The organism is Dickeya ananatis (genome assembly GCF_019464615.1).
GTDB lineage: Bacteria > Pseudomonadota > Gammaproteobacteria > Enterobacterales > Enterobacteriaceae > Dickeya > Dickeya oryzae.
Genome location: NZ_CP040816.1, coordinates 3,616,049 through 3,629,569 on the forward strand (window position 1 = coordinate 3,616,049; position 13,521 = coordinate 3,629,569).

Annotated in this window: 11 protein-coding genes; 3 read left to right on the forward strand and 8 right to left on the reverse strand. The window is 45.5% G+C overall.

The window, feature by feature from the left end:
* The first annotated feature begins 47 nt into the window (after window positions 1-47).
* Together FGI04_RS16045 and FGI04_RS16050 are read left to right on the forward strand one after the other, a co-directional pair.
* Window positions 48-260 (forward strand): hypothetical protein, encoded by a 213-nt coding sequence (locus FGI04_RS16045; RefSeq protein ID WP_023638430.1) that lies wholly within the window; start codon window positions 48-50, stop codon window positions 258-260.
* A complete protein-coding gene (locus FGI04_RS16050) occupies window positions 226-795 on the forward strand; it encodes a recombinase family protein (RefSeq protein WP_100849035.1) in 570 nt (189 codons plus the stop codon). The genes FGI04_RS16045 and FGI04_RS16050 overlap by 35 nt, the downstream gene beginning before the upstream one ends.
* A gap of 116 nt (window positions 796-911) precedes the next feature.
* On the opposite strand, the gene FGI04_RS16055 is transcribed toward FGI04_RS16050, so the two are convergent.
* From FGI04_RS16055 to FGI04_RS16070, 4 genes are all read right to left on the reverse strand, one after another.
* Window positions 912-3,896, reverse strand: coding sequence for a restriction endonuclease (locus FGI04_RS16055; protein ID WP_407336976.1), 2,985 nt, complete (start codon window positions 3,894-3,896; stop codon window positions 912-914).
* Window positions 3,896-5,878 (reverse strand): site-specific DNA-methyltransferase, encoded by a 1,983-nt coding sequence (locus FGI04_RS16060; protein ID WP_100849033.1) that lies wholly within the window; start codon window positions 5,876-5,878, stop codon window positions 3,896-3,898. The genes FGI04_RS16055 and FGI04_RS16060 overlap by 1 nt, the downstream gene beginning before the upstream one ends.
* 252 nt (window positions 5,879-6,130) lie before the next feature.
* On the reverse strand, window positions 6,131-7,255 hold the full coding sequence (locus tag FGI04_RS16065) for a site-specific integrase (protein ID WP_100849032.1): 1,125 nt from the start codon (window positions 7,253-7,255) through the stop codon (window positions 6,131-6,133).
* 117 nt (window positions 7,256-7,372) lie between these two features.
* Window positions 7,373-7,597: a type II toxin -antitoxin system TacA 1-like antitoxin gene (locus FGI04_RS16070; protein WP_038903497.1), complete on the reverse strand. Its 225-nt coding sequence runs from the start codon at window positions 7,595-7,597 to the stop codon at window positions 7,373-7,375.
* Between the two features lie 375 nt (window positions 7,598-7,972).
* On the opposite strand from FGI04_RS16070, the gene FGI04_RS16075 reads away from it, so the two are divergent.
* Window positions 7,973-8,191, forward strand: a complete 219-nt coding sequence (locus tag FGI04_RS16075) for a type II toxin-antitoxin system CcdA family antitoxin (protein ID WP_342698739.1) — start codon at window positions 7,973-7,975, stop codon at window positions 8,189-8,191.
* Between the two features lie 575 nt (window positions 8,192-8,766).
* Here the strand turns inward: FGI04_RS16075 and FGI04_RS16080 are convergent.
* The 4 genes from FGI04_RS16080 to FGI04_RS16095 form a co-directional block, all read right to left on the reverse strand.
* Entirely contained in the window at window positions 8,767-10,509 is a 1,743-nt protein-coding gene (locus FGI04_RS16080) for a DUF6119 family protein (RefSeq protein ID WP_407274495.1), read from the reverse strand.
* A gap of 618 nt (window positions 10,510-11,127) precedes the next feature.
* Window positions 11,128-11,628 carry a serine acetyltransferase gene (locus FGI04_RS16085; protein ID WP_342698827.1) on the reverse strand — a complete coding sequence of 167 codons (501 nt, stop codon included), beginning with the start codon at window positions 11,626-11,628 and terminating at the stop codon, window positions 11,128-11,130.
* Between the two features lie 29 nt (window positions 11,629-11,657).
* Window positions 11,658-13,052, reverse strand: a complete 1,395-nt coding sequence (locus FGI04_RS16090) for a DUF4832 domain-containing protein (RefSeq protein WP_407336978.1) — start codon at window positions 13,050-13,052, stop codon at window positions 11,658-11,660.
* A 37-nt stretch (window positions 13,053-13,089) separates the two neighbouring features.
* Window positions 13,090-13,497, reverse strand: a complete 408-nt coding sequence (locus FGI04_RS16095; RefSeq protein WP_342698829.1) for a hypothetical protein — start codon at window positions 13,495-13,497, stop codon at window positions 13,090-13,092.
* Window positions 13,498-13,521 lie beyond the last annotated feature (24 nt).

Consider the following 13,521-nt stretch of genomic DNA (forward strand, 5'->3'; position numbering starts at 1 on the left):
TATATAGTTATGGCAAAAAACAAGTTATGCATTCTGAAGGATCATGTATGGCAGTGAATCAGGCGAGGATTTTCGAGCAGCTTGAACAGATAACCCACGAGCTGAATCGTGATGAATTTATTTATGGTTTTATGGCCGCTTTTGATTTTCCTAAATCAACAATTATGCAGATGAGCGTTATCTGGCGATCTGGCATTCTCCGTGCTTTTAGCAGGAGGAAATGGCGTGTTAATAGGCTATGTCAGGGTATCAACAAATGACCAAAACACCGATTTACAACGCGAAGCGTTGGAACGGCTAGGATGTGAACAGATATTTGAAGAGAAAATCAGTGGGACTACAGAGAAAAAACCGAAACTCAATAGTGCTCTGAAGGCATTACAGGCGGGGGATACACTCGCGGTGTGGAAACTGGATCGATTGGGACGAAGCATGAGACAACTTGTCAAATTAATGGACACGTTGCAACAACGCGGGATTCATTTTCGTAGTGTGACCGATTCCATAGATACCGCCACGCCAATGGGAAGGTTTGTTTTTCACATTATGGGTGCGATGGCTGAAATGGAACGAGAGCTTATTGTCGAACGAACCCGTGCGGGTTTGGCTGTCGCCAGAGCTAAAGGGCGCATCGGTGGCCGCAGGCCTAAGCTAACGCCAGAGCAATGGGCGCAAGCCGGACATCTTCTGGCTAATGGCGTCCCGCGACAGCAGGTGGCACTGATTTATGACGTAGCAGTAGATACCTTATATCGAAAATTCCCCGTCGGCAGAAAACTGAGGGCCAAAACGTAACGTTGAAAAGATCAAGTAATCTATTTTTGGTAAACCTGTCTTCCAGCAGGGAGACAGGTTTACCACACTGATTATCCAGCCTATTCCTCACAGGCCCATGCAGCTACAGCCGACACTCAGATATTCCACTGTTCAGGTACTGAAACCGCATACTCGATGCCAATTTCTCTGAAGTGTGCCTCGGCAGACTTGATTTTGGCATTTTCGGAGGGCCTCCTTTTTTGTTCATCCATGGTGCTCTTGGTTTCGCGAACCATATAGATGCGGTCTTCGCCGCCTTCGGATTTGATGATGGCCCAGTCGGGGTTATAAGGGCCAACCGGCGTGTCGATCTGGAATCTTGGCGGCAGCTTCATAAACAGCCTGATATCCTCGCGGTGATCGAGAAACTCGGCAAACTTTCGCTCTGGGCTATCCGGCCCGCCATCAAACACGACGTAATCAAAATCGGTTTTCTCGGGGTGTTCGACGCGGTACAAATGCTCTTTGAAGAAATCCTTTTCGGCAAGGCCGTCGGCTTGCAACTCGCGGAGTTCATAGACGGATCCGCCAATCTTTTCATACTGAACGCCTTCGACAATGACGCGCTGTAGTTCGCCCTCTACACAACGGCGTACCATCGCCATAAAGTCGTTCGGATTAGCAATGAACTCGTCCAGTCTGCCGCTGCCGGTGAGAATGTCCACCAGCGTCTTGCGCGTAAGAGACGTACCTTGCTGCAACTCACCGATAATGTCCGGCAGGTCATAGCTGCCTTTTAGGTCGACAGTCCGCGCACCCAGCTCTTGCCCTCGCGTGCCGCCACGCAGCACCCTGACACCCGCACGGGTGACATCAATACGTAACGGCTGGATTTTGGGTTCAGCCTTGATCGCCTTTATACACGCCTCGATCAGCATAGGGTGTTTAACTGTCACCCGATAAGTAGTTTTCTGGCTGATAGCGATCCAAAGCCTCTCAAAATCCGGCGAGGCGTAGAGTTCTTTGTTGAATTTACGCTTGGCCCTCATGCTTACAGGCTTCACATATTTCTCAATACCCGCATTAAGGATGCACCGGATAATATCTGATTCGTAGGACCTGAACTCGGCAGGCAGATGTAACGAGAATCCTTCTGCATCCGGCAGAAACATGGAGGTTGTCTTACCATCCCTGATGAATCCTGCGTTTTCCAGATGTTTGAAGACGGCAGAAGAGGCTTTGAATCCCAGCATGTCATCTGTCATCGCGCCATAAGGATCCCGCTTCATCAGCTTGGCAAATTCATTAAGTCGTACCTGTCCGATGGCTACGCCCGCGTCTTTGTATTCGGCTTGCAGATTCTGAGCGAACGTAGCGTAAGATTCGTTAGCAACCACGGTGAGCTGTGCAATGCTGCGGTCGGCAACACGCTCATAGCCTTTTACTGTTTTCGCTACCGGCAGGCGAAGACCACGTCCCAAAGTTTGCCGACGTTCCGTTTCCGCCCCCATTTCACGCAGCGTACAAATCTGAAATATGTTGGGGTTGTCCCAGCCCTCGCGCAATGCGGAATGGCTAAAAATAAAGCGAACCGGTTCATCGCCGTCCAGCAGACGTTGCTTATCCTGCATAATGAGTTTGTAGGCATCGTCATCTTTGGCCGTTGTACCGGATGAATCCACAAAGGCCGTTCCACCACGCGTTTTCAGTTGGGAAAAATACGCACGCCGTAATTCGCAAGGATCCTGCGGCAGCAATTTTTGGTAGACGTCAGACTTGTTACGCTCTTCCCTGAACACCTCATCGAACCACTTCGTGAACTCGCCGTTTGCGTCTTCGTTATTCACCCCGTCGCCAAGAAAACTCACCACCTTGTCTACGAAAAACAGACTCAATACTTTAATCCCCTTCGGACGTAACATCGCTTCCTTACGCAAATGCTCACGCACGGTTTCCCGAATCATTTCCTTGTAAATCGCGCCCGTTGCGCCGCCCAGAGATTCACCTTCGTGCAGCAGGTTTCCATTCGGCGTCAGTTCAATACTGGCTGATGCACCGAAGGCGGCGATGCTTAAAGCATTAATACGCCAGCCAGCGTAAGCCGGATTTCCAGTGACATCGGACAATTCCTGATGCGGTTTGACTTTTTTGCTACGACGCGCGATAGATCCATCGGCCTTTCGACAAGCCAGTTCAAGTTTCGCAGCTTTTGTGTCTTTCACTTCCATCAGCTTGACGTAAGGTGCAACATCCGCACCGTGCTGAGCGACTTCAGCCACAACGATCTGCTTCACCAAACCGAGATCGTGCGCGTCAACCGGATCGAGCCGATAGACTAGATTTCGCCGCTGCTTATGCGTGGCCGAGTAGCGCAGCGTAAATACAGGATCGAGTTCGCCCACTGCCGACTGCGATAGTAGCGACTCCATATTCTGTGGTTCATCCATGATAACCACGGGATGCGTGCCTTTGAGGTAATCCAGAGGACGCAAGCCATTGAGTTTGTCGCGCTGCTGGTGAATGATGCGCGTATTCTTGTTACCGCGTATCGCGTCGATTGTCATCACCAATATTTGCACGTTGGTCGCAGTAGCAAAAGCCTGTACTTCCTCAGCCTTGTCGCCGCTGTAGACATTGGCATCGAAAGGCTGAGCCGGATAGAGGCTGCGGAAGTGCTCGCACATCAGGCGAATACTGGTGTTCACACCTTCACGGATGGCAACGCTGGGAACCAGAACGATAAACTTGGTGAAACCGTACTTATTTGCCAGTTCGAAAACGGTACGCAGATAAACGTAAGTTTTACCCGTACCGGTCTCCATTTCGATGTCGAAATCCAGTTTGTCATCAACCAGTTTTTCGCTGACCTCCAGCCCGTTGCGATCCTGTACTGTTTGTAAGTTAGCAAGGATAGTGCCTTCATCCAGCACCAGATTATTGCCGATAGCGCCGACCTCCTGTTCAATGCCTAAATCCAGCTCACCTTCCCGGCTGGCAACGCTGCCACGCAAGGCAATCGCGATCTTGTCGGCATCCTTTGGCTGACCATCGAACAAATCCACCACGGCATTGATGGCATCAAGCTGATACTGCTGCTGCGAATCAAATTGAAAGCCCGTATTTTGAGAATGATGGTTCATCACGCCGTCCTCAGCTCAATACCTTTACTCCTAGCATATTGAGCAATATTGGTTTTCAGTTCGTCGTCGCCTTGGAAGGCATCCTCCAGAACGATCAGACGCATAGGTTCGGCATTCACCAGTTCCCGCAATTGTTCCAATGAGGGTTTGATTCGCTCGTTTAAGTAGGTTAGCAGGCGTGGCTTATCGGTATCGCCAGCGATGGCACGGATGTCCAGCCCGGCGATAGTCTGCATACTGAGATGTTCGTTCAACGAATAGCCGAGTTTCAACAGCAGCTCAGTAAGCAGGTCATCGGGACTGGCATCATCAACGCTACTGCCACGCAGGTCGAGCAAATGCTGGGTTAGCTTGTCAGGTTCGATATCGCTGGTGACGCGCCATTTGGTGAAATTGGTGTCCGTCAGCTTATAGGCTCGGAAGCCGGTATCTATATTGCTTTCTGCAACATCGGATTTTATTTTCTCGCCCGCTAGTTCGATGCGCTTACGCGAGATATCAGCAATAGTGGCAAAGCCTGCCTTGCGCGCTTCTGAAGCTTCAGGAGTAGGTTCGGGCAGTTGCACCATGATGAAACGACGCTTGCCATTGTCTTCAGCATTAAGCTGCATTACGGCGTGGGCGGTGGTGGCACTGCCAGCGAAGAAATCTAGGGCAATGTCTTCATCGCTCATGATTTGCTCTGCAAGTGAAAAAATAAGCGAAACAGGTTTCGGAAAACTGAAAACACCATTTCCAATTAGTGCGTTTGTTTCCCTGGTTCCCGCAGCGGTATTTGAATCAGTTATTACCGAACTCATATTCTTAAAAAGACTTCGCATTTCTTTAAGAAACAATTTATGTCTGGGGCGACCACCAGAATTCGCTGGGAATAAGATTCTGCCTTCCATGATCTTTTTTCGCATGGTTTCCGGCTCGAATCGCCATCCTTTCGGTGGGCATCCATAATTTTCGCAAGTGGCAGGGTTTATCAGGTCATAGTGTAAGTTGGGTCGAGCATCTTTTGCCGCTAATCCTGTAAGATCGGCACTACGCCATGGGCCACGTGGATCATTGTCTGGATTATTAAATTTCGTTTTGTCTTTTTCCGTTCCACGAAAAACAGCATTCTCAGTTTTTGAATAAACGAGAATGTACTCGTGGTCAGTTGAAACACCCGTCGTAGCTCGAGTATCTTCGCTTACTCTAGACTTCCAAATAAGTTGCGCAATAAAGCGCCCTTCACCAAAAACTTCATTGCAAAGTTTACGAAGGTTTTCCTGTTCATTGTCATCAATCGAAATAAAAATTACGCCATCATCGGTGAGCAGATTACGAGCTAATTTCAGACGCGGGTACATCATGTTCAGCCAGTTAGAGTGATAGCGCCCTTCGGTATCGCTATTGGTGGAAACCTTCTTGCCTTCCTCGTTCACCTGCCGCGTCCACTCAAGGTAAGTATCCAACCCCTCTCTGTAGTTGTCAGGGTAAACAAAATCGTTGCCGGTGTTGTAAGGGGGATCGATATAAATCAGCTTGACCTTGTTGTGATAGTGTTGTTGCAGGATCTTCAGTACTTCAAGGTTGTCTCCCTCAATAAACACATTCTGCGTCGCGTCCCAGTCTTTTGAGTTAGCAAAGTCTGGTTTCAGTGTTGCAGTTGTCGGGGCTTGTGCGGCGCGCAGCGCGCGCTTTTTCCCCGGCCAAAACAGGCCAAAGCGCTCGTTACTGTCGGCCACATCATCGGCCAGCAGCTCGCGGAGTTTTTCAACATCCAGCTTGCCATCAGCGACAACCTCAGGAATTAGTTCGGCAAGCTGACCAGCCAGTTCGGTACGGAAATTCGGGGTAGTGCTCGGGATCCCAAAGAGGTCGTTACTGATATCGGAAAGTGATGAACAAAATTCATCCTGTCGACCCTCAGCCAAAGCATCAATACTGCAACGTTGTTCCGCATTTTCTTTCTGTTTAGCGCTATATTCAGTAATACGTTCATTTGCCATACTGATAATCCGGTGTGACATCAGTCAGAATCAGCAGGCATCCTCACTCTGAAGTGCTAAATTAAGTTTTGCTATCTACTCAATGACTCGTAACATCCATATGTTATATACAACAATCACTAAAACACACCGGATTATCAGTGTGATATGTAAAACACGTCGTCGGAATAGACAGTTTGGTTAGTCGAGGTTCCCGACATAAAAAATGACGATATTTAGCTCAACATCGTCATCTAAAGGTTATCTGCATCTCTACAGTGGGCTAATAAGAACCCTATCAACCGAATTCACTGAGATAGCGCCGGGTGGCGGAAGCCTCTTACCGTTTTTCGCTGCTATAGCCTGAAATCGAAGTAATTCCACAGAGGCAATTTTCAAGGCATCATCATGCGTTGAAGCCGTCACAGACAGGTTATCAAGATCGGAAAATTTCAGTGTAACCGTTGTATCATCGACATCAATATCCGCTGGGTAAGGAATAAAGATGGATGCTAGTTTTTTAGCCTGTTTCTTATGTGCATCCAGTTTGCTCACGAGGTGTGTTGCACGAAGGTGGGTATAGCGTTTCAACATATTCATTGATTTATGACCTGATATCGCAGCCACTTCCATAACATTTAACGTTCCCAGTTCAAAGAATCGGCTGATTGCCTCATGTCTGAGATCGTGAAAATGTAGATCGTCGATAGCCAGAGCCTTCAAAGCCACACGCCATGCGCTTTTAAACCCACTCGACGTGTAGCTAAAAATATAGCCATTCTCATGATGTGGCCGTTCACCCAAGCCACACAGAATTTGCCGTGCTTTTGATGATAATGGAACGTCTCGCGATGTCCCATTTTTCGTCAAAGGCAAATGGGCAACACCAAGGCGAAGATCGGTATATTCCCATCTCAACGACAAAATTTCGCCTTGCCGCATTCCCGTTTCCAATGCGATCTGAAAAATAGCCAATAATTCAGGATTTTTATCTTTGAAGTATCTGGTTAGCTGTCGTTCTTCCTGAGTGGTTAACCTTCGGGTACGGCCTGACGATACGGTAGGCTTACGAACATTTTCAACAGGGTTTATAGAGCATGTGCCCCACTCAACTTTTGCCAGATTATAAAGCGCCGATAACAATGCTAATTCCAGTCGCACAGTATTCGCACTTATAGGCTTTTGCGTTCTGGCGTTAAATTCCGATAATCTATTATCTCTATATTCCGCAATGTCTATGGATGAAATTTCATCCATATTTCTATTAGCCAAACGCGAACGCTTGATAACATTGATTCGATAGAACTCCTGCAATTGTCCTCGTTTATGTCGCGAAACCGTGGAAAAATACTTATCCAACGCTTTACTTAACAGTATCTTTTTTATACGTTTTTTCACTACTATTGTCTTCCCTATTGGTCAAAGGGAAAGACAATACAACAAATTAGAGCGCACATTTAGGTTTCTGCTCGCATGAACCTTCCAATGCGGCGTGGGGTGGCTCAGGGGCTGAGCTCATTTTTTCTGTTCCCACGGTGCAAGTGTTTGCATGGTGTTGCAAAGTGAGGCATTTGGTGCAGGAGGCTGACCCAAGCGGACGAGGAATTCCTGATAAGCATCTGGACCTGCCATGATAATCGGCTGATCGATCAACGTCTCCTCAGTAACGGCTTGTTCATCAGGCTCGGTACGTAAATTTAATGCCACGCGTTTAGCAGAAACGTCTTTTGATGCCGACATAATGTCATCCCTCGCGGTTCCTTCTGGATAATAATTATACAGTTTGCATAAGGCTTATATCATTACGATTTGTAGCTTGGGAATCGAACCGAAGGAGCGAGCCGGGCGTTTTTCGCATATATGCATCCCATCATTCTGATCTATCTATGAAAATACGGGTCAACCTACGGGTCTTGACAACAACCACGGTTAAAATTTATGCTACATTTCAACTTAATAGAAAGCTGAATGATCCCGAGTCCGGGCACCATATTTAGAAAAACCAGCCTACGGGCTGGTTTTTTGCTTTTTGGGTTACGGACTTCTCCATCGAACACCATTCGATAGCTCGCTGTTGCGACACCTCACCCTTCAGGCCAGAAAGGGATTCCCCTCATGAAACACCGCACCGGCGTTACCGTGGACAAAGACGTTTATCCGCTTCAGAGTACTGCTGACACACCTCTTTCTGGTCAGGGTAATGCCGTGCCTGACAGACAAGCTCGTTGCACCAAAGTTGAAGAATGGAAGCAGGAAAACCGCGAAGGGATGGACGAAGTCGCCCAACTTATCGCGCAGAATGGCTCCTTTGCTGATGAAAACAGGAACTGGTGAGTATTCACCAATAATAAACGCACCGGCGATTACACAATGTTTGTCGATGTGCAAAGTGATATTGTCGAGACACCCAAGCGTGCATGGTTATTCTGCGTATCGAATGACATCACCTGTCTGAGAAAGTGAATAAGGCACTGTTCCCGCTGATCCACATCGATGGCGAAGATTATCGGTTGAGCGGTCCTGTTGGGGTTGCTGATGAGGCTATCGCAGATCTTGGCTACTCGGCCGATAAGATCAAGGGTTCTATTAGTCTTACTTGGGGGATTAAAAGTAAATTGCATTCAGTGAATCAAATATATGCATAGTTGCCTTTCGAATAGGCTTCCAGAGTATCTCAAAAGTGCATAGTGCGCTTTATCGGGATACTTACATTGAAGATGTTTTTAGATGGATTGTCAGATTCTGTATACAGTATGGATTTAAAAAACTCTCTGTAGGTTAAATAAATAGCCAGAATGGAGTATATTTAGTTTCATTCTTAAAACACCTCACTATAATTTCTAAACATTACAGTGAGGTGTTTTCAAACGTACCACACTAAAAAATTACTATCTTCATATGAAAATAGTTCATATTTTCTCAATAAGATGAATCTCTACTTTATATCCCATACTTTCAATAGCTTGAGCTACAGGCCTAAAACTTACCTTACTAAAGAAAGGTAATCCTGCTTGTCTAGTTTTTACATAAGGTGTTTTCATTACACCAAAAACGACTGTTATCTTACTTATGTCTAATTTTCCATTTGCTCTTGGTAACAAAGCATCAAAACCAGTTTTACTAAATTTTTTTTGTCTCTTCTTAATTTCCTCATTTAAATCCTTTCTAAATTTCACATCATTAAGATATGCTTCCGCTGAAACAACACCTTGGTTCCATAAGTGGCTGATGGGGCCAGAAGATTCACCATCTTTTAAATGTATGAATTGGCATTTAGTTGACAAGAAATCACACGGCTCAATGTTTGCGTTAGTCGTGCCAGTCGGATTTATCTTCACTTGATCCAAGTTAAGAAGGTGAGGTGATTTATTTAACTCTAAGATTAACTCTCTTTCATTCTTCATTTTGGTATTAGGGAGAAATGATACTTTAGATAAATATTTTAAATATGAACTTTCTATTCTTGCATGAAAAACCTTATCTACCAGGTACCAATTACCTGAGAACAAAACATAAACACCTTCAGGTAAATCAGTTGGTATATTCACCTGAGAGTTATTCTGTGATGTAGAATTGCTATTTAACATTGATTTTAAGTCATTTATCTCTACTTCAAACACTAAGCAGTCATAAACCTTTCTTTTGTTTTTTTTACTTCTTTCTCCATTTTTAACCTCAAAAATATACTGGTTGTTTTTTATAGATTCGAATGTTTCTATTGAATTAAAATCCCCATTTGATAATTCTGAGATGTAGTCATTTATATCTACGCTAGGAAAATGATTTTTTACTCCTTTACCAAACCCAGCACCATAGTAACTGACTTCATAAGAAAAATCAGGGTTTGTAATCTCTGGCATTACCATATGTAAATCTGAAGTACCACCGCCAACCAAACTAGAAATCTCACTAAAAATAATCGAGTCAAGATAATCTTTATGATCTGAATCATATACAGGTATAATGTGATCGATAAAGCTAAATTCATTTTTATATTTATTGCTATAAAAAAGATCTAATGCTTTAGAGCACTTATTCAAAAAGTCATTAGGTGAAGTTCTAGCTGTTATAGTCAACGCATCTTTACCTACAAGTGTAGATGCGAAAGATGTGTCTGATGGTATTCCTCCAGCAAGTCTTAATAAATCCCTTTCAATATTCATGCCAAATCCAGAGAAGTTGGCTTTTTTGCTTGCCTGTATTCTCCTCTGAAATACAGTTGAATCTAAAGTAGCAGTATCAAGGCTGACAAGCTCAGTTCTAGTCACTGCACTCAAAGTAACTTTGAGTCCAAAATTTCGCTCAAATGCTGATGCTTCCAAAGCATGATGGCCATAACCAAATGTTAAAGCCATTATTCTTGTATCATCTTTTTTATTAGTTGGAGGGACTTCTATAAATAAAACCGCAGAACAATGCTGATTTGATAACTCAGATAGCTCCCCCCCAGAAAACTCCCCTAAAAAATTCCCCCAAACTGGAGGAACCGATTTTGACTGGTCAATATAAAGCTCACCTCGTACGGTTTCCTGTAGAAGATAACCATGGTCAATACTCAAAGCATTTTTAATCGGAATATTTTTCTTCAAAAGTCGTATGGTTAATGTTTGGCTTTTTAAATTATCATTAAATTCGGTTTCTGGTTTTTCCATGAGCTAATCTCTGTAGACTTGACTATTCAGCAATAACTATAATAGATCATAAAATAAACCATAGTTAAGATAAACTTAACTTTCAAAGTGAGTTAAATTTATCTTTCTCACTCACCCATGATTAACTATATGAATAATATAATCATTTACATTTAAGCTCAATGAGCAAGGTCAAGTACATAAAGTCTGCTACATCACCGCCGTTATGTACCAAAACAAACAACGATAGTAACTTTCCAGAGGTTGTATATATCCTAGTAAACCGAATCATTCACTTGCAGAGATCTTCCAGCATACTGATTATGCCTCTTAAGGAGATCGTCATGAGAAAAGCTAAATTCACAGAACACCTGTCCATCAATGTTCTGAAATGGGCCATATCAGGATAAAGAAATTATGATTTATTGGTATCACAAGGAATCGAACCGAATATTTTTAACCCTGACGCATTATCCTACTCTAAACATGAAGGCATGGATCCCTCCACGGAGGCTTGACAACAACCACTTTTAAAATGAAAGCTAGCTCTTTCTAAATGATCCTAAATTCAGCCCACTAATTAAAAAAAACGTCAACATGGCAGTTTTGCCGTTCGGCAGGTCATTATCCCGGATAAACTCAATTCAACTCCCTAACCCCATACCCGACGACCACTTTATTTTCCGCCAGATTTTTGGTGACTACGGTTCCGGCCCCCACTTTTACGTTATCACCCACGGTGATGTCGCCCAGCAGAATAGCATTCGCGCCCAGTTCTACCTGATTGCCCAGTACCGGGCTTTTCGTCGCCTGACCATCACGGTTGACTACGCTGCCGATGGTCACTCCCTGGCGTAACGTGCAGTTATCCCCGATAACAACGTCGGCATTCAGCACAATGCAGTGAGGGTGATATATCTTCAGCCCAAAACCGATTTGGGTTCTGTGTGGGATCTCCACACAGAACACCCATTCATTGATTACCTTGTTCAGAATAACAAAAGGGAGACTGACTATTTTCAGCAGCAGATTTGACGACTGCCAGATAGTTGAAAGACGAAATAACAGGATGACCAGTTTAGATTTAATACTGCCTGCCGTATTCACTTCTCGCCATACATGGCTAATATTTTTCAGCATAATAATGTCTATTATTTATTATTCCACGCTTAGCGCACAATGATAGTAGAAACCCGATACCAGCCATCGGCCTGCTTACCTTCATTGGCAAGATTAATTCGCGACACGCCTTTGGCATCCAACATCGCCACATCAATATTATATTGCCCGGCCGGTAATGATTCGGACATGTCCAACTGGTAGACGCAGTCATGTTGTCCCGGCAACCAGGTGCGGAGATCGTCCGTTGTTTTTCCCATGACCATAACGCTGTTGGCGTCATTGACCACGCGGTAGGCCAGATCATATTTCAGATAAACCGGCGCTACGCCATCGTTAAACCATTGGCTGCTCAATGTCAGGCTCTGCCCTGTTACCAGTTCAGATTCATGAGTTAACGACGCCAGGCGAAAACGATATCCCAGTTTGGTGAGCGCGTTATCCACAATGTCCCGATATTGCGCCGGTACGGCACGCGATTTCAGGTTAATGGTACTGGCATGTTGCGCCAGCGCCCAGTCAAACGTCGCTTGTACTTGCTCCCGTGAATAGTACTGAACGCTTAACCACTCCGACATATAACCGCAGATTTCCAGGCTCACCGGCGCACGTTGCCACGCAGAACTAAAACCGGGATACGCCACCTCTGCCGCTTGCAGCCGCTCTGGATAATCGTCTTTCATGTGGCTCCATCCCATTGAAAAGTTATGCCAGTCTCCCCAGCAATCTGCGCGCCATCCGGCACCTTGTTTCACGGCATAGGCCAGCGTATCTCCCCCGTTAATTAACATCACTTTGGGGCTTTTGGGAAACGCGCTGAAAAACAGTGTGACGTACTTGTTTAATTGGGCTGAGGTATAGCGTTCCAGCAACGGCGTAATCGAGGGGAAATTACTGTTATGCCATTCCCCCCATGAGCCGACCAACCCAATATCGACATAAGCCAGATTCGCATTGCCGTCATAACGGCGGCCAAAAGCGTTAAGCAAACGCCGGCTGTATTCGATAAACATCGGGTCGTCCCAGTCCGGTACAAAGGTTTTTTTATCTGGCGTCCACTCGCCCTTAATGCCTTTTTGAATCAACCAGTCGGGTATCTTCGAGCCACTGGCGGGCTCATCCAGCGCCATAAAACGCAGACCAACCCCCATTGCTGGCTGGTGTTGCCGGGCCAGCGCAAAAACCGCATCCACCAGTTGAAAGTTATAACAGCCTTCCACCGGCTCCAGCTCGCTCCAGTAAAAGCGATCGTATTCAATGCCCGTGTCAGGGTAATCAGCCAGCGATAGGGTCGTGCCGTTCCCCCGGTTAAAGCTGGCGACGCCAGTACCCGGGTTCGTGAGCGGGCCGTTTATCCCTCGCAGGGTCACAGTCGTCATGGATGCGACAGCGACACTCAAAACCGAAAATAACACACCTCCCAGTACGATCATTTTAAAACGCATTGATGACTCCTTTTTCCACCGCAGTGGAAACCGGAGGTCAGTGTTCCTTTAGGCTTAGCCACCAATCCCAAATTCCTAAGTGGAAATGTGGGAAAATATCAATACCCAAGGCAGACTTAATCATGTATAGCGTCAATAATGCAGCGAACGTACAGAACAAGCCGGTAAACAGAATCAGTGCCGTCAACAGCATACAAAGCAGCGTTGATTCTTTACGTAGACGCTTGCGGTGGTCCAGACCGAACAAAAAAACGAAGTAATAACGCCTGTGCAAAAAAGGGAAACTTTTGCGCACATCAATCCAGTGCATGGACGATGCGGTAATCGACAACACGGCCTGCTCAACGGCCAATCGTTGCTCCGAAGTCAGTTCGGTGTCGGTCTTTCCATCAAGCGCTTCATAGAAGCGCTCAATTACTAACGGGCGTTTATTAGATTCGTTCACTATTAACCTATTAATTTATTAACA

Coding starts and splice junctions, on each gene's coding strand:
- FGI04_RS16075 (WP_342698739.1), top strand. CDS start 7,973: ATGAAACACCGCACCGGCGTTACCGTGGACAAAGACGTTTATCCGCTT.
- FGI04_RS16055 (WP_407336976.1), bottom strand. CDS start 3,896: ATGAACCATCATTCTCAAAATACGGGCTTTCAATTTGATTCGCAGCAG.
- FGI04_RS16070 (WP_038903497.1), bottom strand. CDS start 7,597: ATGTCGGCATCAAAAGACGTTTCTGCTAAACGCGTGGCATTAAATTTA.
- FGI04_RS16080 (WP_407274495.1), bottom strand. CDS start 10,509: ATGGAAAAACCAGAAACCGAATTTAATGATAATTTAAAAAGCCAAACA.
- FGI04_RS16045 (WP_023638430.1), top strand. CDS start 48: ATGGCAGTGAATCAGGCGAGGATTTTCGAGCAGCTTGAACAGATAACC.
- FGI04_RS16085 (WP_342698827.1), bottom strand. CDS start 11,628: ATGCTGAAAAATATTAGCCATGTATGGCGAGAAGTGAATACGGCAGGC.
- FGI04_RS16060 (WP_100849033.1), bottom strand. CDS start 5,878: ATGGCAAATGAACGTATTACTGAATATAGCGCTAAACAGAAAGAAAAT.
- FGI04_RS16090 (WP_407336978.1), bottom strand. CDS start 13,052: ATGCGTTTTAAAATGATCGTACTGGGAGGTGTGTTATTTTCGGTTTTG.